The organism is Escherichia sp. HH26CH (assembly GCF_009820205.1).
GTDB lineage: Bacteria > Pseudomonadota > Gammaproteobacteria > Enterobacterales > Enterobacteriaceae > Escherichia > Escherichia coli_F.
On the sequence record NZ_VNXM01000038.1, the window covers coordinates 33,059 to 59,770 of the forward strand.

The window sequence follows — 26,712 nt, forward strand, 5'->3', positions numbered from 1 at the left end:
TTACTCAGCTTCTACGAAGCTTTCTTCCGCCTGGGAAGCCAGATCCTGAGAACGGCCTTCACGTACGGTTGCAGCAACAGCGCCCAGGTACAGGGTCACAGCACGGATTGCGTCGTCGTTACCCGGGATAACGAAGTCAACACCGTCCGGATCAGAGTTGGTATCAACGATAGCAAATACCGGAATACCCAGGTTGTTTGCTTCTTTGATAGCAATGTGTTCGTGGTCAGCATCGATTACAAACAGAGCGTCCGGCAGACCGCCCATGTCTTTGATACCGCCCAGGCTGTTTTCCAGTTTCTCCAGCTCACGAGTGCGCATCAGCGCTTCTTTCTTGGTCAGCTTGTCGAAAGTACCGTCCTGAGACTGAGTTTCCAGGTCTTTCAGACGTTTGATGGACTGACGAACGGTTTTCCAGTTAGTCAGCATACCGCCCAGCCAGCGATGGTTCACGAAGAACTGGTCGCAGCTCAGAGCAGCGTCTTTCACCGCTTCGCTTGCAGCGCGTTTAGTACCAACGAAAAGGATTTTACCTTTGCGAGAAGCAATCTTGTTCAGTTCAGCCAGAGCTTCGTTGAACATCGGTACAGTTTTCTCAAGGTTGATGATGTGAACTTTGTTACGCGCACCGAAGATGAACGGCTTCATTTTCGGGTTCCAGTAACGGGTCTGGTGACCGAAGTGAACACCAGCCTTGAGCATGTCGCGCATGGAAACAGTTGCCATGATTAAAACCTCTATATAAAAGTTGGGGTTATGCCTCCACGTATCCCATATTACCGACCCTAAAGGGCACCCCGGAATATGTGCCGATACGTGTGTGTTGTTACACAAAGTGAGATTGTCGCTTCCGTCCAGTCTGTGTATACGAAATGGATCGGAAGTCCGGCGCGCTTTATACCACAAATACGTCGTGGACACCAATAATTGTTGGCGCTGTGTACAGCATCAGACGATGAATTTTCTATTATAGAAAACGTTCAGTGGCACGTTTGGCGAAATTCAGAATGATTCTCAATTTGCCCGGGTGTGATACCATTGACGACACTTACATATATATTGTCGGTATCACCGACGCTGATGGACAGAATTAATGGCTATCTCAATCAAGACCCCAGAAGATATCGAAAAAATGCGCGTCGCTGGCCGACTGGCTGCCGAAGTGCTGGAAATGATCGAACCGTATGTTAAACCGGGCGTCAGCACCGGCGAGCTGGATCGCATCTGTAATGATTACATTGTTAATGAACAACACGCGGTTTCTGCCTGCCTCGGCTATCACGGCTATCCGAAATCCGTGTGTATCTCTATTAATGAAGTGGTATGCCACGGTATCCCTGACGACGCCAAGCTGCTGAAAGATGGCGATATCGTTAACATCGACGTCACTGTAATCAAAGATGGTTTCCACGGCGACACCTCGAAAATGTTTATCGTCGGTAAGCCGACCATCATGGGCGAACGTCTGTGCCGCATCACGCAAGAAAGCCTGTACCTGGCGCTACGCATGGTAAAACCGGGCATTAATCTGCGCGAAATCGGCGCGGCAATTCAGAAATTTGTCGAAGCAGAAGGCTTCTCCGTCGTTCGTGAATATTGCGGACACGGTATTGGTCGCGGCTTCCATGAAGAACCGCAGGTGCTGCATTATGACTCCCGTGAAACCAACGTCGTGCTGAAGCCGGGAATGACCTTCACCATCGAGCCAATGGTCAACGCGGGTAAAAAAGAGATCCGCACCATGAAAGATGGCTGGACGGTAAAAACCAAAGATCGCAGCTTGTCTGCACAATATGAGCATACTATTGTGGTGACCGATAACGGCTGCGAAATTCTGACGCTACGCAAGGATGACACCATCCCGGCGATAATCTCGCACGAAGAATAAGATGAAGCCGGCGAATGCCGGCTTTTTTAATACGATAATTTAATCTTATGGGTGGCGCACAATGAATACCCTTCCAGAACAGTATGCAAACACCGCTCTCCCCACCCTGCCCGGTCAACCGCAAAATCCATGCGCCTGGCCCCGTGATGAATTAACCGTTTGTGGGATAAAAGCCCATATTGATACCTTCCAGCGTTGGCTGGGTGATGCCTTTGACAATGGGAACTCCGCAGAACAATTGATTGAGGCACGCACCGAGTTTATCGACCAACTCCTGCAACGGTTATGGATTGAAGCGGGATTCAGCCAGATTGCCGACCTGGCATTGGTTGCCGTCGGTGGCTATGGCCGCGGTGAATTGCATCCACTTTCCGACATCGATTTACTGATCTTAAGCCGTAAGAAACTCCCGGACGATCAGGCACAGAAAGTTGGCGAGCTGTTAACGCTGCTCTGGGATGTGAAGCTGGAAGTCGGTCATAGCGTGCGCACGCTTGAGGAGTGCATGCTGGAAGGGTTATCGGATTTAACCGTCGCCACCAATTTAATCGAATCCCGCTTATTAATTGGCGATGTTGCGTTATTCCTCGAACTGCAAAAACATATTTTCAGCGAAGGATTCTGGCCTTCCGACAAATTCTACGCAGCGAAAGTTGAAGAACAGAACCAGCGCCATCAGCGTTACCACGGCACCAGCTACAACCTTGAGCCAGACATCAAAAGTAGCCCCGGCGGCTTGCGTGATATCCACACTCTGCAATGGGTGGCACGCCGTCATTTTGGCGCAACATCGCTGGATGAAATGGTAGGGTTTGGCTTCTTAACCTCAGCGGAGCGGGCGGAATTAAACGAATGTCTGCATATATTGTGGCGTATTCGCTTTGCCCTGCATCTGGTCGTCAGCCGTTACGATAATCGCCTGCTGTTTGATCGCCAGCTTAGCGTCGCCCAGCGTCTGAATTACAGTGGCGAAGGTAACGAACCCGTCGAGCGGATGATGAAGGATTACTTCCGCGTTACGCGCCGCGTCAGTGAACTCAACCAGATGCTGCTGCAACTGTTCGATGAAGCCATCCTCGCCCTGCCCGCCGACGAAAAACCACGTCCAATCGACGATGAGTTTCAGCTACGCGGTACGCTAATCGACCTGCGTGATGAAACACTGTTTATGCGCCAGCCGGAAGCCATCTTGCGTATGTTCTACACCATGGTGCGCAACAGTGCGATCACCGGCATTTACTCCACCACGCTGCGCCAGTTGCGCCACGCCCGTCGCCATCTGCAACAACCACTGTGCAATATTCCGGAAGCGCGAAAACTGTTTTTGAGCATTCTACGCCACCCCGGAGCGGTGCGACGCGGACTATTGCCAATGCATCGCCATAGCGTGCTCGGCGCGTATATGCCGCAATGGTCGCATATCGTCGGGCAGATGCAGTTTGACCTGTTCCACGCCTACACGGTGGATGAACATACTATCCGCGTGATGTTGAAACTGGAGAGTTTTGCCAGTGAAGAAACGCGACAGCGCCATCCGTTGTGTGTGGACGTCTGGCCGCGCCTGCCGTCAACTGAGCTGATTTTCATCGCCGCGCTGTTTCACGATATCGCCAAAGGACGCGGCGGCGACCACTCCATTCTCGGTGCTCAGGATGTAGTGCATTTTGCCGAACTCCACGGGCTGAACTCACGCGAAACACAGCTGGTCGCCTGGCTGGTTCGCCAGCACTTGCTGATGTCGGTGACAGCTCAGCGCCGCGATATTCAGGACCCGGAAGTCATCAAGCAGTTTGCCGAAGAAGTTCAAACGGAAAATCGTCTGCGCTATCTGGTATGCCTGACAGTGGCTGACATTTGCGCCACCAACGAAACACTGTGGAATAGCTGGAAGCAAAGTCTGTTGCGCGAACTCTATTTTGCCACCGAAAAGCAGCTACGACGCGGAATGCAAAACACGCCGGATATGCGCGAACGGGTTCGCCATCACCAACTCCAGGCGCTGGCACTACTGCGCATGGATAACATCGACGAAGAGGCGCTGCACCAAATTTGGTCACGCTGTCGCGCTAACTATTTTGTCCGCCATAGCCCAAATCAACTGGCCTGGCATGCGCGCCATTTATTACAGCATGATTTAAGCAAACCGCTGGTACTGCTTAGCCCGCAGGCTACGCGTGGAGGCACCGAGATTTTTATCTGGAGCCCGGACCGCCCCTATCTGTTTGCCGCCGTCTGTGCCGAATTAGACCGCCGCAATTTAAGTGTCCACGACGCACAAATTTTCACCACTCGTGACGGTATGGCGATGGATACCTTTATAGTGCTGGAACCCGATGGCAGCCCACTGTCCGCCGATCGTCATGAGGTTATTCGGTTTGGTCTGGAACAGGTGCTGACACAAAGTAGCTGGCAGCCACCGCAGCCGCGTCGCCAGCCTGCCAAATTGCGCCATTTTACTGTTGAAACCGAAGTGACGTTTTTGCCGACCCATACCGACCGAAAATCATTCCTCGAATTGATTGCCCTCGACCAACCTGGCTTGCTGGCGCGAGTCGGGAAAATTTTTGCCGATCTGGGAATTTCGCTTCATGGCGCCCGAATTACAACCATTGGCGAGCGAGTAGAAGATTTATTCATAATTGCCACCGCTGACCGGCGTGCGCTTAATAACGAGTTGCAGCAGGAAGTGCATCAGCGGTTGACAGAGGCCCTCAATCCAAACGATAAAGGGTGATGTGTTTACTGATATGAAAAGAGTTTAACAATGCAGCAGTTACAGAACATTATTGAAACCGCTTTTGAACGCCGTGCCGAGATCACCCCAGCCAATGCAGACACCGTTACCCGCGAAGCGGTAAATCAGGTGATCGCCCTGCTGGATTCCGGCGCACTGCGTGTTGCGGAAAAAATTGACGGTCAATGGGTGACGCATCAGTGGTTGAAAAAAGCGGTGCTGCTCTCTTTCCGTATTAATGATAATCAGGTGATCGAAGGGGCAGAAAGCCGCTACTTCGATAAAGTACCGATGAAATTCGCCGACTACGACGAAGCGCGTTTTCAGAAAGAAGGATTCCGCGTTGTACCACCAGCGGCAGTACGTCAAGGTGCGTTTATCGCCCGTAACACTGTGCTGATGCCGTCTTACGTCAACATCGGTGCATATGTTGATGAAGGCACAATGGTTGATACCTGGGCGACCGTCGGTTCCTGTGCGCAGATTGGTAAAAACGTCCACCTTTCCGGTGGCGTGGGTATCGGCGGCGTGCTGGAGCCGCTGCAGGCTAACCCGACCATTATTGAAGATAACTGCTTCATCGGCGCACGCTCTGAAGTGGTTGAAGGGGTGATTGTCGAAGAAGGTTCCGTCATCTCTATGGGCGTATACATTGGTCAGAGCACCCGTATTTACGACCGTGAAACCGGCGAAATCCACTACGGTCGCGTTCCGGCTGGTTCGGTGGTTGTGTCAGGTAATCTGCCGTCGAAAGATGGCAAATACAGCCTCTACTGTGCGGTTATCGTTAAGAAAGTTGACGCGAAAACTCGCGGCAAAGTCGGCATTAACGAACTGCTACGCACCATCGACTAAAAGTCAGTACACGGGCAGCATGAAGCTGCCCGTTTTTTTACAGGGATGAATGATGATCACACGCAGGCGTTTTTTACAGGCTGCCGCCGCGACGTTAACGGTGAGTTCAGGTTTCGGTTATATGCATTACCTGGAACCCGGCTGGCTTGAATTAAGCCATCACCGCTTCGCCTTTTTTGAAGAAAAAGCCGCACCATTCAAAATTCTGTTTCTGGCCGATCTCCATTACTCTCGTTTTGTTCCTTTAAGCCTGATTTCTGACGCTATTGCCCTTGGCGTAGCGCAAAAACCTGATTTGATTTTGCTGGGTGGCGATTATGTTTTATTTGATATGCCGCTGAATTTTTCGGCGTTCAGTGACGTACTCTCTCCCCTTGCCAAATGTGCACCGACATTTGCCTGTTTTGGCAATCACGATCACCCCGTGGGTACAGAGAAAAATCGCTTAATTGGCGAGGCGTTAAAATCGGCGGGGATCACTGTGTTGTTTAACCAGGCAACGGTAATCGCCACATCAAAACGGCAATTTGAACTGGTTGGCACTGGTGATTTATGGGCCGGACAATGCAAACCACCTCCCGCCAGCGAAGCAAATCTGCCTCGTCTGGTGCTGGCACATAATCCCGACAGCAAAGAAGTCATACGTGATGAACCCTGGGATCTGATGCTGTGCGGCCATACTCACGGCGGGCAACTGCGCGTACCGTTGGTTGGTGAACCTTTTGCCCCTGTCGAAGATAAACGTTACGTCGCCGGATTAAATGCCTTTGGCGAACGACACATCTACACAACCCGTGGCGTGGGCAGTTTGTATGGTTTGCGTCTGAACTGCCGCCCGGAAGTAACGATGCTGGAACTGGTGTAGAACGTGAATTTTATCGCCAGAATAAAGCAGGTAATTTTTTGATTTTTACGCCATGATAGAAGTCTGGAAGAAAAAGGCTTTCTGCGATCACAGTCGAGCCGGGCGGGCCAGGCCAAATGCTAAAATAAGCACAATTTACTGACTCATTTTGAGGTAACGCTATGTACGACAATCTGAAAAGTCTGGGTATTACCAATCCTGAAGAAATTGATCGTTACAGCCTCCGGCAGGAAGCCAACAACGATATTCTGAAAATCTATTTCCAGAAAGACAAAGGCGAGTTTTTCGCCAAGAGCGTGAAGTTTAAATATCCGCGTCAGCGTAAAACGGTCGTCGCTGATGGTGTGGGTCAGGGTTATAAAGAAGTCCAGGAAATCAGCCCGAATTTACGGTATATCATTGATGAGCTTGATCAAATCTGCCAGCGTGACCGCAGCGAAGTTGATCTTAAGCGTAAGATCCTCGACGACTTACGTCACCTGGAGTCAGTAGTAACCAATAAGATCAGCGAGATTGAAGCCGATCTGGAAAAACTGACGCGTAAATAATGTCATTCTGTGGGCCGGGTAAAGTCTCACCCGGCTGTAATTTTGTAATCGACCTACCGCTCTTCATCCAGTTGTAACGCCACATACAGCAGCAACCTGTCATCAAAATTGCCCAAATCAAGCCCGGTCAGTTCCGATATACGATTAAGCCGATACTCAAGAGTATTACGATGAATAAACAACGCCTTTGACGTTGCCAGCGGTTGCACATTGTGGCGAAACCACGCCGCCAGCGTTCGCCGCAGCAAGCCGTTATTGTCCATCGCTTTCAGCCGCGCCAGCGGTCGCGCCAGTTCGTTGGCCTGCCAATCGCCACGCAAACTGTCGAGCAACACAGGCAACATCAAATCCTGATAAAAATAGCAGCGACTTTCGGGCATCCGCTGTTTACCCACCACCATCGTCGTTTTCGCCGTACGATAAGAGCGGGCAATACTGCCTGGTCCGGTAAAATAGTTACCCAGCGAAACGCGAAAACGTAGCTGACCATACTCTTTCATGCGGGCAATCAGTTGTTCAACTCGCTTACGATGATCTTCTGCATCCCAGCGCCCAAACGAATTCAACGCCGGTTTCAACACCACCATTTCGGTCAGTGAAACAATCGCCACCAGATTATTACGCTCGGGTGTAGTCAGCGCGTTTTGCAGTTGCTGTAACTCCGCCATTGCGCTATCCACGCCAAGTTGACCGCTATCGACCTCAACAATAGCCACCACTCGCGGTTGATTGAGATCGATCCCCAACCGTTGCGCCCATTCAGTGAGTGCGGGAGTATTCTCCTCCGCCTGAATCAGGTTCATCACCAACTCTTCCCGCAAACGGCTATCCTGCGCCAACAGATGCATCAACCGCGACTGTTCCAGCATCATTTCAGCCGTCATGCAGACCAGTTCGCCATATTTACGCAGATTCTCTGGTTCACCAGTCAGGCCGATTACGCCGACAATTTCACCTTCCAGCCGTAATGGTAGATTAATCCCCTGCCGCACACCGTGCAGATGACGTGCCACCGCGTCATCGATATCGACGACTCGTCCCTGTGAAAGTACCAGCAATGCACCTTCGTGCAATTCACCAATACGCTCACGATCGCCGCTGCCGATAATACGCCCGCGGGCATCCATTACGTTAATATTGGTATCAATGATGCGCATGGTGCGCGCCACGATATCCTGCGCCATTTTGGTATCAAGATGCCAGCCAGCCATAAGTCCTCCGTTATGCACGGCTTAGCATAAGGAAGTACGTAACGTACGGCATTGTGCAAATGCCCAAAGGATGAGGAAGATGTATGGAGTTGTGGTGAAGTTCACAGATTGTAAGGAGAACCCCTTCCCGTTTTCAGGAAGGGGTTGAGGAAGATTACTGCATTAACAGATAGATGGTGCTGTCGCCGCGCTGAATATTCAGTGCCAGCACAGACGGTTTGCTGTCGAGAACTTTACGCAGTTCAGCGATGTTTTTCACTGCCTGCTGGTTCGCACCAATAATCACATCACCTTTCTTCAGGCCGATCTGCGCAGCCGGAGTGCCCGTTTTCACGTTGTTCACCACCACGCCCTGATCTTTGCCTTTGTTGCTCATCTCAGCGCCTTCAATGCCGTTGAAGATGGTGCTGGAATCAACCTGATTCTGGCTGCTCTGCTGCAGTTCCAGGTTCACGTTAACCTGCTTCCCGTCGCGCAGTAAGCCCAGGGTCAGTTTGCTGCCTACCGGCATAGTGCCCACCTGAGCACGCAGTGCGGCAAAGCTGCTGATTGGCTTACCGTTCAGTGAGGTGATCACATCACCCGCTTTAATGCCCGCTTTCGCGGCGGAAGAGTTCGGCAGAACCTGGCTTACGAAAGCACCGCGCTGGGCGTCAACTTTCATCGCTTTCGCCAGATCGGAGTTCAGCTCAGTCCCCATAATACCCAGCTCACCGCGTTTCACCTGGCCGTATTCCACCATCTGCGAGGTCAGGTTTTTCACCATGTTACTCGGGATAGCAAAACCGATACCGATGTTGCCGCCGTCCGGTGCGAGGATCGCGGTGTTGATACCGATCAGTTCGCCGTTCAGGTTAACCAGCGCACCACCGGAGTTACCACGGTTGATCGCTGCATCGGTCTGGATGAAGTTTTCATAGTTTTCGGCATTCAGACCGCTACGCCCCAGCGCAGAGACAATCCCGGAAGTTACCGTCTCGCCCAGACCAAACGGGTTACCAATTGCTACGGTGTAATCACCCACGCGCAGTGCATCAGAATCCGCCATCTTAATTGCGGTCAGATTTTTCGGGTTCTGGATCTGGATCAGCGCGATATCAGAGCGCGGATCTTTGCCAACCATCTTCGCGTCGAACTTACGACCATCGCTCAGCTGGACTTTAATCACCGTCGCGTTATCAACAACGTGGTTGTTGGTGACGACATAGCCTTTATCGGCATCAATGATGACGCCGGAACCCAGCGCCATGAATTTCTGTTGCTGGCCGCCGCCATTACCGCCCTGGCCCCCCTGGCAGAACGGAGAGCTCTGGAACGGAGAACCTTCCTGGCAGAACGGAGAATCATCACCGAAGAACTGCTGGAAATTACGCGGCATACGCGGCGTATTAACGGTTGTGCTACCTTCTACGTTAATGCTGACCACTGAAGGCATCACCTTTTCGAGCATCGGTGCAAGGCTTGGCATCTGCTGGGCTGTCGTTGCTGAAGAAGTCTCAGCCGCCGTTGCAGAGAGCGGAGATAACGCCAAACCTAAACTCAGAGCCAGTGCACTCAGTGCTAATGTGGTTTTTTTCATGTATTTCAGTCTCGATTAACAGATAACGCAAAATTGCTGTGTTCTTCAGATTCGTTTTATAGCGCGAAGTTCCGAACTAAAGTTTCTGCAAAAGGTAAAAATTTATTGTTCGTCTTTACAAAAGCCTGGTTATTGTTCTACGGCCATCAGACGTCGGTATTCATCCCACGCATAGAGGTCGGTCATACCGCTGATATAATCCTGTAGCAGGCGGCAGCGGTAATAATATTCCCATAGCGGAAACTCAGGAGAATCTGACGGTAATTTACTGACAGCCTCGACATAGGCCAGCCGATGGCGCGTCGAGAGTTTGTGGAATAAGCGCGATTCAATAGGGAAACGTTTCACCCGTTCTTTTTCTACCAGTTCAGTAAAGTCTGATAACGACAGGCTTAATAAAGGGCGATAAATCTCTAATAATCCGCTAATGACCCGATAGCCCTGCAATTCAAGCTGCTCGACATCTGGATGGCTAAACACATGTTTTACAGCGACATTTTTATATAGCTTTAGAAGATCGCTGCATTCGCTGGCATCTTCCAATAATGCATGATTAAACGTTCCGGCGAAAATCGCAGGCAGATTATCAATAAATCGTTGTGCCGCGTAGGGTACCAGTTTATTTAGGGTGTTTACCCGTAAATACATAAAAAACTGATCTTCCGTACTGCGGCTTAAACTATTTGAGCGTGATTTTTCCCAGGCATTTTCAACCACCAGCGAAAAGAGCGAACCTTTCTCATGCTGGCCCCACGCCTCGTGCAAATGATGATAAAGCTGCTCAACGGTAAATATTCTTTTCTCTACCGCATCTTCAAGGTCTGCCACACAATAGGAGATGTCGTCGGCAGCTTCCATAATCCACGTTAATGGAAAACGACTGTAAAGCGCCAAATTAAGTTCTTTACGCAACCGGGCAATATAGGCTTCTTCAGAAAGATAATAACCCGGCTTTTTCATTAAATAGTGATGTGTCTCAGGCGTTTCACCACGCCACCACGCCGGACGAGTATATTTTAAAATACCGCCAACCTGTGCCCAGGTGAGATTCATCCGCATCAATATATGCACCAGACGAATGCCTTGTGCATTCCCCTCAAAATGACATAAGTCCTGACGTATTTTGCGCCGCAGCTCGTTAAGCGGTTCTTCCCCGTCCCGTAAACGTAATGCCGCCACGCTGCAGCGATCGTCAGTCAGAGGCTGGCTTTCGGCATCAGCCGGAAACAAACGCTGGCGAAACCAGTCATTTATCGCCGCTTCACCAAAATGGCCAAACGGCGGATTGCCGATATCGTGCATCAGGCATGACATCTCAACAATACTTTCAAAGGGGCCGGTCAGTTCATCCAGGCCGTATGCTTCCAGCAATTTAAGCTCTTTCAGACGGCTTAAAATTTCTTTGGCGATGTAGCGCCCCACCTGCTGGACTTCCATCGAGTGGGTAAGACGCGTGCGCACGGCGGCATTGCGCTCCAGTGGAAAAACCTGGGTCTTTTGTTGCAGACGACGAATTGCCGGAGAGTTGATGATACGCCCGCGATCGCTCTCGAAGATTCGCAGGATCTCATGTTCGGTTTTAACGCCCTGCGGTGAACGGTAACGACGATGCCAGTTTATTTTTTTTCGGAAATCAATCTGTGCCATGTCCTCTCCCGCGTGAGAAATACGCTTCCCCATAAGCGCATGGTAAACTATGCCTTCAAATCGGGCTTATCGCGAGTAAATCTATGAAAATCGGCATCATTGGTGCAATGGAAGAAGAAGTTACGCTGCTGCGTGACAAAATCGAAAACCGTCAAACTATCAGTCTGGGCGGTTGCGAAATCTATACCGGCCAACTGAATGGAACCGAGGTTGCGCTTCTGAAATCGGGCATCGGTAAAGTCGCTGCGGCGCTGGGTGCCACTCTGCTGTTGGAACACTGCAAGCCAGATGTGATTATTAACACCGGTTCTGCCGGTGGCCTGGCACCAACGCTGAAAGTGGGCGATATCGTTGTCTCGGACGAAGCACGTTATCACGACGCGGATGTCACGGCATTTGGTTACGAATACGGTCAGTTACCTGGCTGCCCGGCTGGCTTCAAAGCTGACGATAAACTGATCGCTGCCGCTGAGGCCTGCATTGCCGAACTGAATCTTAACGCTGTACGTGGCCTGATTGTCAGCGGCGACGCTTTCATCAACGGTTCTGTTGGCCTGGCGAAAATCCGCCACAACTTCCCGCAGGCCATTGCAGTAGAGATGGAAGCGACGGCAATCGCTCATGTCTGCCACAATTTTAACGTCCCGTTTGTTGTCGTACGCGCCATCTCCGACGTGGCCGATCAACAGTCTCATCTTAGCTTCGATGAGTTCCTGGCTGTTGCTGCTAAACAGTCCAGCCTGATGGTTGAGTCACTGGTGCAGAAACTGGCACATGGCTAAGTCACTGTTCAGGGCGCTGGTCGCCCTGTCTTTTCTCGCCCCTCTGTGGCTCAACGCCGCACCGCGCGTCATCACGCTTTCACCCGCCAACACTGAACTTGCTTTTGCCGCCGGGATCACGCCGGTTGGGGTCAGCAGTTATTCCGACTACCCTCCACAAGCGCAAAAGATTGAGCAGGTTTCAACCTGGCAGGGGATGAATCTCGAACGCATTGTGGCCCTTAAACCCGATCTGGTGATTGCCTGGCGTGGAGGTAATGCCGAGCGGCAGGTTGACCAGTTAGCTTCGCTGGGAATAAAAGTGATGTGGGTCGATGCGACAAGCATTGAACAAATTGCCAATGCGTTACGTCAACTGGCCCCCTGGAGCCCACAACCGGACAAGGCTGAACAAGCCGCGCAATCCCTGCTGGACCAGTACGCACAATTGAAAGCGCAATATGCTGATAAACCTAAAAAACGTGTTTTTCTGCAATTCGGCATTAATCCGCCATTTACCAGTGGAAAAGAGTCGATTCAAAACCAGGTACTCGAAGTTTGTGGCGGAGAAAACATCTTTAAAGACAGCCGGGTTCCCTGGCCGCAAGTTAGCCGCGAACAGGTGTTAGCACGCGCGCCACAGGCGATTGTCATTACAGGTGGACCGGACCAAATTCCTAAAATCAAACAATACTGGGGTGAACAGCTCAAAATTCCCGTTATTCCTCTCACGAGTGACTGGTTTGAACGTGCAAGCCCACGTATTATCCTCGCTGCACAACAGCTCTGTAATGCGCTTTCACAGGTAGATTAGCGCCTGATCTTTTCAGGTGCTCAGTGGGGATAGAACAATGCTCGTCTATTGGCTGGATATAGTCGGCACAGCGGTATTTGCCATCTCCGGCGTTTTGTTAGCCGGAAAATTGCGTATGGACCCTTTTGGTGTTCTGGTACTGGGCGTGGTTACCGCAGTAGGCGGCGGGACAATTCGCGACATGGCGCTGGATCACGGCCCGGTATTTTGGGTGAAAGATCCCACCGATCTGGTCGTTGCAATGGTAACCAGCATGCTGACCATCGTGCTGGTGCGCCAGCCAAGACGCTTACCAAAATGGATGTTGCCGGTGCTGGACGCCGTTGGTCTGGCGGTGTTTGTCGGCATTGGCGTGAATAAAGCCTTTAATGCGGAAGCCGGTCCGTTAATCGCGGTTTGTATGGGCGTCATTACTGGCGTTGGCGGCGGGATCATTCGTGATGTACTGGCCCGCGAAATCCCCATGATTTTACGTACAGAAATCTACGCAACTGCCTGTATTATTGGCGGTATTGTCCACGCTACGGCTTATTACACATTTTCCGTACCACTGGAAACAGCCAGTATGATGGGCATGGTCGTGACGCTATTGATTCGGCTGGCGGCTATTCGTTGGCATCTTAAGCTACCGACGTTTGCGCTGGATGAGAATGGGCGTTGAAGAGAGAAGATGTGCCGGATAGTTTATCCGGCACATGAACAACAGATTAGATGCTGAAGGAAGAACCGCAACCGCAGGTGCTTTTCGCGTTCGGGTTGGTCACGATGAAACGAGAACCTTCCAGACCTTCGGTATAGTCAACGGAACCGCCGACCAGATATTGCAGGCTCATCGGGTCAACCACCAGGCCAACGCCCTGTTTTTCGATGGTCATATCGCCTTCGTTCACCTGATCATCAAAGGTGAAACCATACTGGAAGCCGCTGCAACCGCCACCGGTGATATACACGCGTAATTTCAGATTCGGGTTATCTTCGTCAGCGATCAGGCTTTTAACTTTGTTGGCTGCTGCGTCGGTAAACTCCAGCGGCAGTGCTACGTCATCACTCATATTTTGCTCCAAACGACATCGGCAATTGGGCAAATTCTAACCCAATAATAATCGCCATTATCTAATACCCTGGTATTTCGTTCAAGTATTCTCGCTGGCTGATGCGGCCTTGCTTCGCGCCAGTTGCTCAGCTTCCTGTTTCGCCAGCGTGCGTGCAAGAATCGCCGAGTATAGCGGTTTCCCGCCGGTAAATTGCGCTAATAGTGTTGCGCCAAGACCGGTAATAATCATTGGCAAAATGAGCTGGTAGTTATCGGTCATCTCCAGAACCAGGATGATACCCGTTAACGGCGCGCGAATAGATGCCGCCAGTAACGCCCCCATTCCGGCAATAGCAAACGTCCCCGCCTCAAGGTGATATTGCGGAAACAGCTCAACGGCAACCATTCCGAAAGCAGTACCCAGCACAGTACCCAGCGCCAACATCGGGGCAAAAATACCGCCCGGCGCACCGGAAGAGAAGCAAAGTAAGGTAGTAATGACTCGCGCGACGAAGATAAACACCAGCATTCCCATGCTGAAGTTCCCTGCGGTAGCGATAGGAATCAGGTTAAAGCCGCCGCCCGAAGTTGCTGGTGCCACAAACCCCAGCAATCCACACAGACCGCCAATCGCACCGCCCATCAGTACCCATTTGGTAATATTGCCGCCGTGCACACGGTGCAGCAAATCCTGCATCCCCAGCACCCATTTATTAAAAATAGGGCCGAAAATGCCAAAAATAATACCGAGGATCAGATAAAGCCACAGTGTATTAAGCGGCGCGTCAGAAAGTTTACCGACGTCAATCAACGCAACTTCATGATTAAAAATCCGGTACATAATGGTCGACATAATGACACCAATAAATACCGCTTTAATCGAAATTAACGTATAGCGAAACTGCGGACGCATCTCTTCGATAATAAACAAAATACCCGCCAGCGGCGCATTAAAGGCCGCAGCCAGACCCGCTGCTGCACCGGTTGCCAGCAGCGTATGGCGCGCTTCATCACCTTTCAGGCGGAATATATCAAGCACCATCCGACCGATATTACCGCCGATCTGCACGGTTGGCCCTTCACGCCCCAACACCATGCCGCCGCCGAGTGTCCCAAGCCCGCCAAAGAATTTCACCGGCAATACACGCCACCAGCGAACGGGACGTTGATCTTCCAGCGCCCCTTCAATTTCTGGGATCCCCGAGCCACCGGCTTCCGGCGCGTATTTGCGCACCAAAAAGTAGCCGAACATCGCCAGCACCGCCGAACAGAGAAAAGCGACGGTTAACAGTAGCGGATAATTATCGGCAGTATGGACCAGCGCCCCCATCCGTTGGTTCTGTAACCAGGCGACGCCTTTGTCAAAAGCAACAGCTGCCAGCCCGACAAGCGTGCCGACGACGGCAGCCATAAACAAAATGACTAACGGGGTTTTATCGCGCTCAAGAAGTTGGCGAATCAGTTGTCTGCGTCGCAGGCGCGCAGCCTGCGGTGTTTCTAAAGAGGGAGTATCAGTTTTCATCCAATGATCACTTATTGGTCATACAAATAAGATGACGGCATTTTACTCGCACGTTCCATGAAAATCCTTTGCAAAGCGTAATGTTTCAAATGCACAAAACTTTTATACTCTATGAAATCAGGATTGCACCAGCACAAGCAACCTGACGTTTGACGAGTATTTAACTTGTTATGAATAACATAGAATAGCAGCCATTCACTTTTTCTACGAATCAGGAACCCTCCATGAGTAAGTCTGAAAATCTTTACAGCGCAGCGCGCGAGCTGATCCCTGGCGGTGTGAACTCCCCTGTTCGCGCCTTTACCGGCGTGGGCGGCACTCCACTGTTTATCGAAAAAGCGGACGGCGCTTATCTGTACGATGTTGATGGCAAAGCCTATATCGATTATGTCGGTTCCTGGGGGCCGATGGTGCTGGGCCATAACCATCCGGCGATCCGCAATGCCGTGATTGAAGCCGCCGAACGCGGTCTGAGCTTTGGCGCACCGACCGAAATGGAAGTGAAAATGGCGCAACTGGTGACCGAACTGGTCCCGACCATGGATATGGTGCGCATGGTGAACTCCGGCACTGAAGCGACAATGAGTGCCATCCGCCTGGCCCGCGGTTTTACCGGTCGCGACAAAATCATTAAATTTGAAGGTTGTTACCACGGTCACGCTGACTGCCTGCTGGTAAAAGCCGGTTCTGGCGCACTCACGTTAGGCCAGCCAAACTCGCCGGGCGTTCCGGCAGATTTCGCCAAACATACATTAACCTGTACTTATAACGATCTGGCCTCTGTACGCGCCGCGTTTGAGCAATACCCGCAAGAGATTGCCTGTATTATTGTCGAGCCAGTAGCAGGCAACATGAACTGTGTTCCGCCGCTGCCAGAGTTCCTACCGGGTCTGCGCGCACTGTGCGACGAATTTGGCGCATTGCTGATCATCGATGAAGTGATGACCGGTTTCCGCGTGGCGCTGGCTGGCGCGCAGGATTATTACGACGTGGTGCCAGACCTCACCTGCCTGGGCAAAATCATCGGCGGTGGAATGCCGGTAGGCGCATTCGGTGGTCGTCGTGATGTGATGGATGCGCTGGCCCCGACCGGTCCGGTCTATCAGGCGGGTACGCTTTCCGGTAACCCGATTGCGATGGCAGCCGGTTTCGCCTGTCTGAATGAAGTCGCGCAGCCGGGCGTTCACGAGACGCTGGATGAGCTGACAACACGTCTGGCAGAAGGTCTGCGGGAAGCGGCAGAAGAAGCGGGAATTCCATTGGTCGTTAACCATGTTGGCGGCATGTTCGGTATTTTCTTTACCGACGCCGAGTCCGTGACGTGCTATCAGGATGTGATGGCCTGCGACGTCGAGCGCTTTAAGCGTTTCTTCCATATGATGCTGGATGAAGGTGTGTATCTGGCACCGTCGGCATTTGAAGCGGGCTTTATGTCTGTGGCGCACAGCATGGAAGATATCAATAACACCATCGATGCTGCACGTCGGGTGTTTGCGAAGTTGTGATGATTTTGCCTCGCCCACCGGGCGAGGCATTTTATTAACGGCTCTGCTTTCTCAACAAATAGATAAAATACGGCGCGCCGATAAAGGTCGACAGCAGCCCCGCTGGGATCTGGAATGGAAACAGCACCATCCGCCCACACCAGTCAGCGAACACCAGCAGTAATCCCCCCACCAGCGCCGAAATCACAATATGCGGCATCGTCCGTCGAAAGCCCATCATCCGCGCGATATGCGGTGCCATCAGACCAACAAAACTCAACGGTCCAATGGTCATTGTCGCGGTCGCCGTCAGGCAAGCCGCCAGCAGCAGTAGCGCAATTCGCGTCGGCGTCAGCGCCATTCCCACTGCTCGTGCGGTATCACCGCCCAGCGGTAAAATGGTCAGCCAGCGGCGGCACAGCGGGGTAATCGCCAGCAAAATTACCATCACAATTCCCGTGCGCCAGACCTGCGCCTCGGTCGCGTTGTAGGTCGAACCGGAAATCCACGTCAGCACTTGCGCCATTCGCGGGTCACCACTTGCCTGCAACATCATCAAAAGCATGGTGAACGCGGTACTTAAGGCCATCCCCGCCAGTAACATGCGGTGTGGGGAAAATCCACCGCGTCCGGCAGCGATCATAATGATCAACAGCGTCACCGCCGCGCCGAGACTGCCCGCGGGTAACAGCCAGCCAAAGGCATTACCCGGCACCAAAAACAGCATCAACACCACACCAAACGCCGCGCCGGAACTAATCCCCAGCACTTCCGGGCTTGCCATCGGGTTTCCGGTCAGCCGCTGAATAATACAGCCCGCCACCGCCAGCATGACGCCCGCAAACAGCGCCGCCATAATTCGCGGCCAGCGCCAGGGCATCAAATCCTCGAGCAACGCCCCGCTCGCCCACGTCCAGCCGTGCGCATCACGACCAAACGACAGCGCCACCACCACAGCCATCAACAGCAGCACGCCGCCCGCGAGGGCAAACGCCAGCACATGTTGGCGTTCAGCAGCGACACGATCGTTCACCTTCATATCCGGCGCGCTAATGCTGCGTAAACGCGGCAGCAGCCACAGCAGCAGCGGCGCACCGATGAGCGCAGTGACCGAACCGGTAGAAACTTCCATCCACACGCGAGTCAGCCAGAGGATGATTTGATCGGAAAGCCAGAGGATCAGCGCACCAATCAGTGACGCCAGCAGCAGTCTTGGCAGCAGACGCCGCGCCCCCAGCATTTTTGCCAGCAGCGGCGCGAACAACCCGATAAAGCCGATAATCCCCACCGCGTTCACCAGCAGAGCACTGATGACTATCGCCAGCGACAGCGCCGCCAGACGCGCGAGCGATAAAGCCAGTCCGAGATTACGCGCCACGCCATCATCAAGCCCCATCAGGGTTAATGGACGAAGTAGCAGTAACGTCAACATCACGCCGCCCAGCAGCTGTGGCCATAAACGCTCAACGCCGCCCCAGTCGGTTTGCGTCAGCGTTCCGGTACTCCACAGGAACATGCTTTGCAGCTGGTCGTGATGGAAGATAACCAGTAGCTGATTAATTGCCCCACAATAAAGGCTCACCACCAGCCCCGCGAGGATCAGTGTTACCGGCGAAAGCCGTTTCCCCCACGCGACGCCAAAGACAATTAAGCCAACAACGCAAGCCCCCGCCAGCGCAGCAAACTGGCTCGCCATCGCACCAGGGATCGCCCAGAGTGTAGTGACAGTAATTCCCAGTTGCGCACCAGTTGCGACGCCCAACGTGGTCGGCTCCGCCAGCGGGTTACGCAGCACTTGCTGAAATAGCACGCCCACCAGCCCCAGGCCCGCCCCCACCAGCAGCGAAATCGCCAGACGTGGCAGCAAGCTGTAGTGAAAAATCATCTGCTCGATGACATCGATATCCGGCGACCAGATGGCCTGCGCCCACTGACTACGCGGCAGCGCCTGAGAGAAGTTCATCCAGGTGAGCATTGCTGCGGCAATCACCAGCAGCGCCAACAATAACGCCGGGAAAAGCGCAATACGTTTACTCACGCTTTACCTCCAATGGCGTTATCCAGAATACGCACAAAATGCATTGCCGAGAGCGTCGCACCATAAAACCAAACTGCGGGGACGCGCTGAAAGCGTCCGGCACGGACAAACGGCATGGCCTGCCACAGCGGGGTTGCCATTAGTGCGTCCATGTCTTTGCTGTTGTCGTGATCAAAACAGAGCACATCAACGTCCTTATACGCTGCCAGACGATCGATACTGACGGCAGTACTGCCCCAGAAGTTGGTTTCTCCTTGCCAGGCATTTGGGATGCCGTACTCATCGAGAATTTCCTGGAACAGGCTGTTCGGGCCGAAGACCAGCATATGGCGCGGATCGATAAGTGTCGTCAGTAATAACGGACGCGCACCACGCTTCACAAAGCGGGGGTTCATGCTGCGGATAAAGTCTTCATAGTGCGCTAAATGCGTTTCTGCTGCGCTTTGCAGGTTAAGTAAATCTGCCATTTCCGTCAGTGACTTACGCGCCATCGCCAGCGGCTGTTTGCCGTCGCTGAAGTTAAATCCGCGCCCAGGCGCAATGCGTGCCAGCATTTCTGGTGAAGGGCCATACCCTGCCGACCAGACCATAAACGACGGTTTCATTTCGGTCAGCAGTTCAAGGTTAGGTTCTGTACGCAAACCAACGTCAATCACTGAATCCGGCAATGGTGGCTCGCTGACCCACAGGCGATAGTTGATGGTATCCGCCACGCCGTAAGGTACGATGCCGAGCGCCAGCAGTAATTCCACCGGCAACCACTCCAGCGCCACAATACGATTGGGATCAATAGCCGCCGCGCGGGCGGTATTCATCTGCCATAACAACGGAGAAAGCGCCATCGCCGTTAACAGTCGACGGCGCGAAATAAGAGGTAAGCCGCTCATCAATAAACAAAACTCACAGGTGCAGCACCCGCCGGATGCGGCAAAATACCCATCGGGATGCCATAAATCATTTCGAGGGTTTCGCCGCGCATAATTTCCGCAGGCGTTCCCTGAGCAATCATTTCACCGCCGCGCAGGGCGACCAGATAATCACAGTAACGCGCAGCCATATTGATATCGTGCAGCACGGCAATGACCGTCAGACCACGTTCCTGACTTAAACGGTGCACCAGCGCCAGCACATCAACCTGGTGGGCGATATCCAGCGCCGAGGTCGGTTCGTCGAGCAACAGACAACGGCTATCCTGCGCCACCAGCATGGCGATCCACGCCCGCTGACGTTCGCCGCCAGAGAGGCTATCGACCAGCCGATGCGCCAGCGGTTTTAAGCCAACCAGCGCGATAGCCTCTTCGACCTTTTCGCGATCTGCCGCGCCAAAGCGCCCCAGCGCGCCATGCCACGGGTAACGACCAATCGCCACCAGTTCACGCACCGTCATCCCTTCTGCCGGAGGAAGCTGCTGCGGCAAATAAGCCACCTTGCGGGCAAACGCTTTGCTGCTCCAGCTTTCCAGCGGCTGGGCATCAAGAAGAATTTCACCTTCTGACGGTGGCTGATGGCGGCCCAACATTTTTAACAGCGTGGATTTACCAGAGCCGTTGTGACCAATCAGACCGGTCACTTTCCCGGCAGGAAAGGTTAACGACAGCGGATGCAAAAGCGTGCGCCCGGGCACACGAAAGGAGATATTACGCAGTGCAAAAGTGGTATCGGAATGATTCGTGTATTCCTGCATAACAGCCAACTTGTGAAACGGGCACGGAAATCCGTGCCCCAAAAGAGAAATTAGAAACGGAAGGTTGCGGTTGCAACGACCTGACGTTCTGCGCCCCAGAAGCAGCCATAGGTATTAAAGCAGCTGGCGACGTATTCACGATCGAACAGGTTGTTGACATGCAGCGCCACGTTGGAGCCAGCCATGCCGACCCGCGCCAGATCATAACGCACTAACGCATCCACGACCGTATAACTTCCCACTTTAAAGGAGTTAGCCGGATCACCATAGCTGGAGCCAGTATAACGACCACCGGTGCCCAGCGTCAGACCTGAAAGCGGACCGTCAAAGAAGGTATAGTCAGCCCACAGCGAAGCCATGTGTTTTGGCACCTGTGCAGGCGTATTGCCTTTATAGGTAGTGTCGGTGGTGTATTCCGCATCGGTGTAAGTATAAGAACCTACTACGTTAACACTCGCCGACAGCGCCGCTTTCGCTTCGATTTCTACGCCACGAGCGCGGATCTCGCCACCTTCAACCGAGAAGAAGGAACCCTCAGGGTCCGCCATCAGGTTGTTGGTTTTAGTGAGATTATACACAGCACCAGTAACCACAATTGGGCGATCTTCCGGTACATATTTCACGCCGACCTCATACTGCTTACCTTTAGACGGCGCAAAAATATTACCATCCTTCCCAACTTGTGAAGAAGGTTCAAACGATTCGCTATAGCTGAAGTAAGGTGTTATACCATTATCAAACAGGTAGTTAACACCACCACGCCAGGTAAACTGTTTGTCATCACGTTTATCGGTCGTCCCTTCAACGCGGTTATGAGACTCTTGATCCGCCCAGTCATAACGACCGCCCAGGGTGACCAGCACTTTATCCCACTGCGCCTGATCCTGAACATAAACACCCGTTTGTTTCTGCTTATTCAAAATGCGGTAAGGACCGGAGTTTGCCGGATCTTTCGCATTGAAGTCGAAATCGGTATTCACCGGATTGTACAGATCGAGCAGCGGTACGGAGTCGTCGTAACCAAACCAGGCGTTGATGTCATTACGCATACGCATAAAGTCGACGCCGGTCAGCAGAGTGTGGTCGATATCGCCAGTGGCAAACTTGCTCTGCAACTGGGTATCAACGGAGAAGTTTTGCAGCTTCTCATCATCAACGACGTATTTACGTGCCAGGTAGTGACCTTTATCGGCTGGCGCTAAAGCGGCACACTGTTTGCTGTAAGCATTCGCCGGATCGGAGCAGACGCCGTAACCATAAACGCTGTTTTGCGAGGTTTTGTTTTCAGCAAAGCGCAGGTTCTGACGCACAGTAAAGGTGTCGTTAAATTCGTGATCGAAGCTGTAGCCCACCATCTTCTCATTACGAGAATAGGTGTTGTTCTTCGCCCCTTCGTTAAAATCTGTCGGCAGACGCTTACCGTTCGGCAGCGGCTCAACGGTTCCCTCTTTCGGCAGCCAGCCGTAATAACCGGTTTCCGGCTCGTTCTGGAAGTAAGAAAGGAAGGTGAAATTGGTTTTATCATCCGGACGCCAGGTAAACGCTGGCGCAATGGCATAACGCTGCTCTTCCGCGCCCTTTTGCTGGGCATTGGCAGAGCGCGCAAGACCGGTCAGGCGATAAGAGTAAACACCGTCATCATCCAGCGCATCGCTAAAGTCAAAACCGGTCTGGAACAGGCTGTCAGTACCGGCTTTAAACTGAACTTCTTTCAGCGGTTCAGTAGTCGGACGCTTGCTGACCATATTCAACAGGCCGCCAGGACTGCTTTTACCGTAAAGCACTGAAACCGGGCCACGCATAATTTCAGCGCGTTCCAGCATATACGGGTCAATGACCGCATCGTTATAGAAGTTGCCCTGCAACTTCAGGCCGTTGAGATAGTTATTCTGGCTTTGGCCTTCTGCCGCAAAGCCGCGAATGATCAGGTGGTCATAGGTGTTGGATGCGCCACGCGTACCAACAGAGACACCCGGCGTGTAGCTAAGCGCCTCTTTTACTGACTTCGGCTGATGCAGCGCCATCTCTTCGGCGGTCACAACAGAAATAGACTGTGGCACTTTTTGAATCGGTGTATCGGTTTTGGTGCCGGTAGCGGACTGTCGCGCCGCAATAGTTGCAGCTGGCCCCCATGCGCTTTCTTGCGGCGCTGGTGCAGCGGTAACGGTGATAGTGTCTTCTTTCGGTTCAACCGCTGCCTGTGCATAAACAGACATGCCGCTAACCGCTGTGGCTACTACAACTGCGATTTTACGCAGTGAGTGGTTTGGCTGAGCAGTTTTGGAACGCGCCATTGGTATATCTCTGATGTAAAGTGAATGATAACGTAAACGAGAATGATTATTATAAAGATAAGATAATATTCGAAACGCTACGGCGATAGCAAGTAGCATCCCCTTCAGTTCAATATAAAAGTTCAAGAATCAACCAGAGGAATCAAAAAATGTTAATGATTGCACTGCAAAGTAAAATCACATTAACATTTATGAAATAGGAGTCAGGGAAAGCTTATCGATAATACACTTCAAAGGTGGCGACAGAATTAACCAGACCACTTTTTACATTACCCGTTTTGATATAACGCGCCTTTAATGGGATGTTAATATTTTGATTTAAAGTAGTTTTTTCGATAACAGTATACTCTGTATCAAATGCTATAACATTGTTATTACTGTCCAGGATCTGCAGGCCAACACCTTCCGCCATCCCCGATCCAGACTCAATATTGAGAATATTATTACTCGTTATCCCCGTGGATCCTGCGGAGGTGAAACGGTAATCAACCTTTACATCCTGGGAACAATTTTCAATATGAATTGAAAACCTATCATCAGAAACTACCGGTGACACATTGTTAACATCAAAATCATCTGTTCCGATATCATCGAGTGGAACGGTAATATTCTTATTAATAAGATCACATGTCCCTGGTATAATATTTACCGGCACAGAAATAAAACGAAGCTGTCCTATAACAAGATTGTCATACTTCCAGTCAGCAACTAATTTACTGGTGTCAATGACCCCATTACCGACAGGCCCTGTCACAACAAACTGAATAGCTGCATGTATTTTTATCGGATAAACATATCCTCTATTCACTATTGATGAGCCTTTATGCCATGGTGTTATTAAATAACCTGAGGTGAGTTGCGCATTAACGTTATTCGCCCATGCAGCACGAAAACCAATCCCTGGAACATTCGTCTGAAACACATCATGAAGGGGGTTATCGGTACGCAAATCGCTATTTGTCAAGACGGTAAACCCTTGCCAAATGTCACCATTCGCCGAGCAGGAAACTGAAATTGAATTACTAGTAGCTTCGAGTGTGGTAATAATCGTTCCCGGCTCTGCATCGTTATTAACATCTAACGCTGGAACTGAGAATTCTATTTTTGCCGGATTTCCCCCATTTCCCGAAATGCTGCAACCGGCGAAAACCTCAGGAATGGCAACTAAGGCAAGAAATATTATAGTCAGTAATGTTTTTACATAAGAGAAAAATCCTGGCTTCATTATTCATTCATGTCCTGTTTGTTATCGGCACTCTATTGTGGCCTTATAGATACCTTTGGTATATGTTTCTGGCACAGCTATAATCCCTGTACATTGCTGATTGTTTTCTTTTCCCCACTGTACCGTAAATGACATGGCATTTTGCACACCAGTAATATAAACCTCACCATCCTCACCGACAATTGATGTACTATCCCCTAATGTCAGCAATGATCCAAAGGGTACGTATTCTTTATCGTGGAGCAATGTCAATAATGCTCTCATACCATTACGTGCTTTAAAATTGACACCAATGACGGCACCTTTCGAAGGAATAACATCTTGTGTTGCATCAACGATATCAAGATTATCGTGCCCCTGAGTATTTACCGTAATGGTGTTATGTCGATAATTTGTCATATTAGGAATAATCGCGTTCCCCCAATAATCAGTATAAACTCCCTGCGCATTTTGTACTTTTACATTAGCACCATCATCAATATGCACAATCGCGAATGAATCCTGTACTGATTGCCCTAATGTTACTCCATGAGTATGCGCAACCACCGCACCTTGTGCGCTATAATTCCATTGTCGACTATTTTTATCATAGTTATATCCCAGACCAAACTCGCCTACTGAACTACGATAACGTCCATTTATGCTGGCACCATAACCCACGTTATTATCGGCATAAGTTTGTTGTAAATTATAACTAAGGTTATTATCTTGCAGAGCAGTTCCAGCAATACCCATTTGATGAGAGGTATTACCTTTGTCTGAACGATTTGCATTATACGTCGCCCATGCCCCCGGCAACCAGCGAGACAGAGGAATATTGATTGACAATGAAAATTGCTGCTCACCAGCCATTCCAGGCATATCTGTCAGTGCGTAATTAACAGACCAGCTAATATCACTCCAGCTAGTACTATAACCCATTCCTATGCTGCGTTCGGATCCTTGCATTCCCCAATAATCTTGTTGATAACCATTAAGATAGATCGATCCCCAACGACCTATATTTTGCGAAAGATTAATTTGCAAACGGTTACGTCTATTATTGGTCTGGCGATAACTATAAATACTCTTATCATCAGGAATATCACGTTGATCAAGTGCCTCCTGAAAAGTATAAAATTGCGATGTTGAATAACGATAGCTTGCCAGATTTAATGTCGTATCAGTATCTGGAAAATCTTTCGAATACATTGCACGCCATGACAGTCCAGTTGCATCATTGTGTTCTTCAAGTTTCGTATTTGCTGCTGTGATATCAATAGAAACCGATCCCAGGCGGCCTAAGTCAGCACCAATTCCGGTCACACCAGAACGGTACATGGAGGCTCCAAGTATGCCACCATAAATCGTTATTCCATAAGGCAAACCATATATCGCTGTTGCAACCCCAAAAACAGGTTGCTCTGATTTATTATCACTGTCACGATATTTTCCAGCAGCAACACTATATTTTAATGCGTTTTCTCGCTGTAGGATTGGAACCGCTGAACTAGCCTGAATAAAGCTGTGTTCTTGTCCATTTGTTTCCTTGATGGTAACGTCCAGATCGGCCCCTGCCGTTACCTGGTTTAAGTCTTTAATTTCAAATGGCCCTGCTGATACCCATGTTTGGTAAATGACATAGCCATTCTGTTTAATCACAACTTGTGCGTCGCTATTTGCAATACCACGTACTACAGGCGCAAAGCCTTGTTCACTCTCAGGCAACATACTGGTATCAGTTTCAAGTTTTATACCTGTCATTTGCACACTATCAAAAAGTTCACCATTCGTGAAAGTTTGCCCGACTTCCATCTGGCTACGTAATATTTTGATATCACGTTGCAAACTGGTGCTAATCGAATCCCAATTGGAGCCACTATAAACAGTATTATTACGTAACCGCCATACACCTAAATTTACACCTGAGTTTAAATTCAACCAATTTGAGTTCAGGTTATCACCATCACTATTTTGTTGAGAACCACTGGCATAATAACTTAACCAGGCAGCACTATCGCCATCATTCCAGTATTTTGGTGAAATACTCCCTATGGCTCTTGAATTCTGATAAATTTGAGGAATTTGCAGTCGCAGTGTTTGACTATCTAGCTGGAAGTCATAACGTGCGCCATCAATAATCTGTGAAATATCGCCAACCTCAGCGTCATCATCCATTACTTGTAACGCTGGAATGGCACCCACGTTAAGTCCTAGCTCACCGAGATCTGCCTTTGTAAAACGAGGGATAAGTTTTTTTTTGTCTGAAGAAAGAATGAACGTAATGTTTCTCTTATCAAGATATTCTTGCCCCCACATTACAGAGGTAAGATAGACACCTGGCGTTAGATTGTTATTATTAATAAACTCTTCCAGCACTTTTGTATTTTCAAGCGGACTATCCAACTCCAGGATACGTAAGTTAAATTCATCTCGTGCATAGCTCAATGAATACACTGTAGATAGCGCAAGCGCTACTCCAGTTAAAACAAATGTACAATGCAGTGGTAGCGGCATAAATTCCTTTTCGCCCTGGTATGAAAATACAATT

At 50.8% G+C, this 26,712-nt stretch carries 23 protein-coding genes; 9 read left to right on the forward strand and 14 right to left on the reverse strand.

Annotated features, from left to right (window positions below):
- The gene (gene rpsB / locus FQ015_RS12155; protein WP_000246882.1) at positions 1-726 is read right to left on the reverse strand and encodes a 30S ribosomal protein S2; all 726 of its coding nucleotides are present in this window, start codon (positions 724-726) and stop codon (positions 1-3) included.
- A gap of 367 nt (positions 727-1,093) precedes the next feature.
- On the opposite strand from rpsB, the gene map reads away from it, so the two are divergent.
- From map to FQ015_RS12180, 5 genes are all read left to right on the forward strand, one after another.
- Positions 1,094-1,888 carry a type I methionyl aminopeptidase gene (gene map / locus FQ015_RS12160; protein ID WP_039021639.1) on the forward strand — a complete coding sequence of 265 codons (795 nt, stop codon included), beginning with the start codon at positions 1,094-1,096 and terminating at the stop codon, positions 1,886-1,888.
- A 61-nt stretch (positions 1,889-1,949) separates the two neighbouring features.
- Positions 1,950-4,622 carry a bifunctional uridylyltransferase/uridylyl-removing protein GlnD gene (gene glnD / locus FQ015_RS12165; protein ID WP_039021638.1) on the forward strand — a complete coding sequence of 891 codons (2,673 nt, stop codon included), beginning with the start codon at positions 1,950-1,952 and terminating at the stop codon, positions 4,620-4,622.
- A gap of 30 nt (positions 4,623-4,652) precedes the next feature.
- On the forward strand, positions 4,653-5,477 hold the full coding sequence (dapD, locus tag FQ015_RS12170) for a 2,3,4,5-tetrahydropyridine-2,6-dicarboxylate N-succinyltransferase (RefSeq protein ID WP_001186650.1): 825 nt from the start codon (positions 4,653-4,655) through the stop codon (positions 5,475-5,477).
- Positions 5,478-5,529: 52 nt separating this feature from the next.
- Complete coding sequence (yaeI, locus tag FQ015_RS12175; RefSeq protein ID WP_103253563.1) at positions 5,530-6,342, forward strand: phosphodiesterase YaeI; 813 nt, start codon at positions 5,530-5,532, stop codon at positions 6,340-6,342.
- Positions 6,343-6,503: 161 nt separating this feature from the next.
- The gene (locus tag FQ015_RS12180) at positions 6,504-6,890 is read left to right on the forward strand and encodes a DUF3461 family protein (RefSeq protein ID WP_000272188.1); all 387 of its coding nucleotides are present in this window, start codon (positions 6,504-6,506) and stop codon (positions 6,888-6,890) included.
- Positions 6,891-6,943: 53 nt separating this feature from the next.
- On the opposite strand, the gene cdaR is transcribed toward FQ015_RS12180, so the two are convergent.
- The 3 genes from cdaR to dgt form a co-directional block, all read right to left on the reverse strand.
- Positions 6,944-8,101 (reverse strand): DNA-binding transcriptional regulator CdaR, encoded by a 1,158-nt coding sequence (gene cdaR, locus FQ015_RS12185; protein ID WP_000929430.1) that lies wholly within the window; start codon positions 8,099-8,101, stop codon positions 6,944-6,946.
- 154 nt (positions 8,102-8,255) lie between these two features.
- Positions 8,256-9,680, reverse strand: a complete 1,425-nt coding sequence (degP, locus tag FQ015_RS12190; protein WP_000753942.1) for a serine endoprotease DegP — start codon at positions 9,678-9,680, stop codon at positions 8,256-8,258.
- Positions 9,681-9,809: 129 nt separating this feature from the next.
- Positions 9,810-11,327, reverse strand: coding sequence for a dGTPase (gene dgt, locus FQ015_RS12195; protein ID WP_160524097.1), 1,518 nt, complete (start codon positions 11,325-11,327; stop codon positions 9,810-9,812).
- Between the two features lie 83 nt (positions 11,328-11,410).
- On the opposite strand from dgt, the gene mtnN reads away from it, so the two are divergent.
- The 3 genes from mtnN to FQ015_RS12210 are packed head-to-tail and all read left to right on the forward strand — an operon-like array spanning position 11,411 to position 13,563.
- Positions 11,411-12,109 (forward strand): 5'-methylthioadenosine/S-adenosylhomocysteine nucleosidase, encoded by a 699-nt coding sequence (gene mtnN, locus FQ015_RS12200; RefSeq protein ID WP_000689844.1) that lies wholly within the window; start codon positions 11,411-11,413, stop codon positions 12,107-12,109.
- Positions 12,102-12,902 carry a vitamin B12 ABC transporter substrate-binding protein BtuF gene (gene btuF / locus FQ015_RS12205; protein WP_001306218.1) on the forward strand — a complete coding sequence of 267 codons (801 nt, stop codon included), beginning with the start codon at positions 12,102-12,104 and terminating at the stop codon, positions 12,900-12,902. The genes mtnN and btuF overlap by 8 nt, the downstream gene beginning before the upstream one ends.
- A 37-nt stretch (positions 12,903-12,939) precedes the next feature.
- Entirely contained in the window at positions 12,940-13,563 is a 624-nt protein-coding gene (locus tag FQ015_RS12210; protein ID WP_000964221.1) for a TRIC cation channel family protein, read from the forward strand.
- Between the two features lie 46 nt (positions 13,564-13,609).
- Here FQ015_RS12210 and erpA read toward each other — a convergent pair whose 3' ends face one another.
- The 4 genes from erpA to yadX are packed head-to-tail and all read right to left on the reverse strand — an operon-like array spanning position 13,610 to position 15,516.
- Positions 13,610-13,954: an iron-sulfur cluster insertion protein ErpA gene (gene erpA, locus FQ015_RS12215; RefSeq protein ID WP_001295564.1), complete on the reverse strand. Its 345-nt coding sequence runs from the start codon at positions 13,952-13,954 to the stop codon at positions 13,610-13,612.
- Positions 13,947-14,012: a small protein YadW gene (gene yadW / locus FQ015_RS12220; protein ID WP_120795373.1), complete on the reverse strand. Its 66-nt coding sequence runs from the start codon at positions 14,010-14,012 to the stop codon at positions 13,947-13,949. Before yadW ends, erpA begins: the two co-directional genes overlap by 8 nt.
- Positions 14,013-14,035: 23 nt before the next feature.
- Positions 14,036-15,457: a H(+)/Cl(-) exchange transporter ClcA gene (clcA, locus tag FQ015_RS12225; RefSeq protein ID WP_160524098.1), complete on the reverse strand. Its 1,422-nt coding sequence runs from the start codon at positions 15,455-15,457 to the stop codon at positions 14,036-14,038.
- Positions 15,458-15,468: 11 nt separating this feature from the next.
- Positions 15,469-15,516 carry a protein YadX gene (gene yadX, locus FQ015_RS24205; protein WP_211180485.1) on the reverse strand — a complete coding sequence of 16 codons (48 nt, stop codon included), beginning with the start codon at positions 15,514-15,516 and terminating at the stop codon, positions 15,469-15,471.
- A 165-nt stretch (positions 15,517-15,681) separates the two neighbouring features.
- Here yadX and hemL point away from each other — a divergent pair, with 165 nt between their 5' ends.
- Positions 15,682-16,962 carry a glutamate-1-semialdehyde 2,1-aminomutase gene (hemL, locus tag FQ015_RS12230; protein ID WP_032302414.1) on the forward strand — a complete coding sequence of 427 codons (1,281 nt, stop codon included), beginning with the start codon at positions 15,682-15,684 and terminating at the stop codon, positions 16,960-16,962.
- Positions 16,963-16,996: 34 nt separating this feature from the next.
- Here the strand turns inward: hemL and fhuB are convergent, their stop codons facing one another.
- From fhuB to FQ015_RS12260, 6 genes are all read right to left on the reverse strand, one after another.
- Positions 16,997-18,979, reverse strand: coding sequence for a Fe(3+)-hydroxamate ABC transporter permease FhuB (fhuB, locus tag FQ015_RS12235; protein ID WP_160524099.1), 1,983 nt, complete (start codon positions 18,977-18,979; stop codon positions 16,997-16,999).
- Positions 18,976-19,866, reverse strand: a complete 891-nt coding sequence (gene fhuD, locus FQ015_RS12240; RefSeq protein ID WP_160524100.1) for a Fe(3+)-hydroxamate ABC transporter substrate-binding protein FhuD — start codon at positions 19,864-19,866, stop codon at positions 18,976-18,978. Before fhuD ends, fhuB begins: the two co-directional genes overlap by 4 nt.
- On the reverse strand, positions 19,866-20,663 hold the full coding sequence (gene fhuC / locus FQ015_RS12245) for a Fe3+-hydroxamate ABC transporter ATP-binding protein FhuC (protein ID WP_039021632.1): 798 nt from the start codon (positions 20,661-20,663) through the stop codon (positions 19,866-19,868). The genes fhuD and fhuC overlap by 1 nt, the downstream gene beginning before the upstream one ends.
- 50 nt (positions 20,664-20,713) lie before the next feature.
- Positions 20,714-22,957: a ferrichrome porin FhuA gene (gene fhuA, locus FQ015_RS12250; RefSeq protein WP_160524101.1), complete on the reverse strand. Its 2,244-nt coding sequence runs from the start codon at positions 22,955-22,957 to the stop codon at positions 20,714-20,716.
- Between the two features lie 214 nt (positions 22,958-23,171).
- Positions 23,172-24,182 (reverse strand): fimbrial protein, encoded by a 1,011-nt coding sequence (locus tag FQ015_RS12255; protein WP_160524102.1) that lies wholly within the window; start codon positions 24,180-24,182, stop codon positions 23,172-23,174.
- Positions 24,183-24,203: 21 nt separating this feature from the next.
- Complete coding sequence (locus FQ015_RS12260; protein ID WP_160524103.1) at positions 24,204-26,678, reverse strand: fimbria/pilus outer membrane usher protein; 2,475 nt, start codon at positions 26,676-26,678, stop codon at positions 24,204-24,206.
- Positions 26,679-26,712 lie beyond the last annotated feature (34 nt).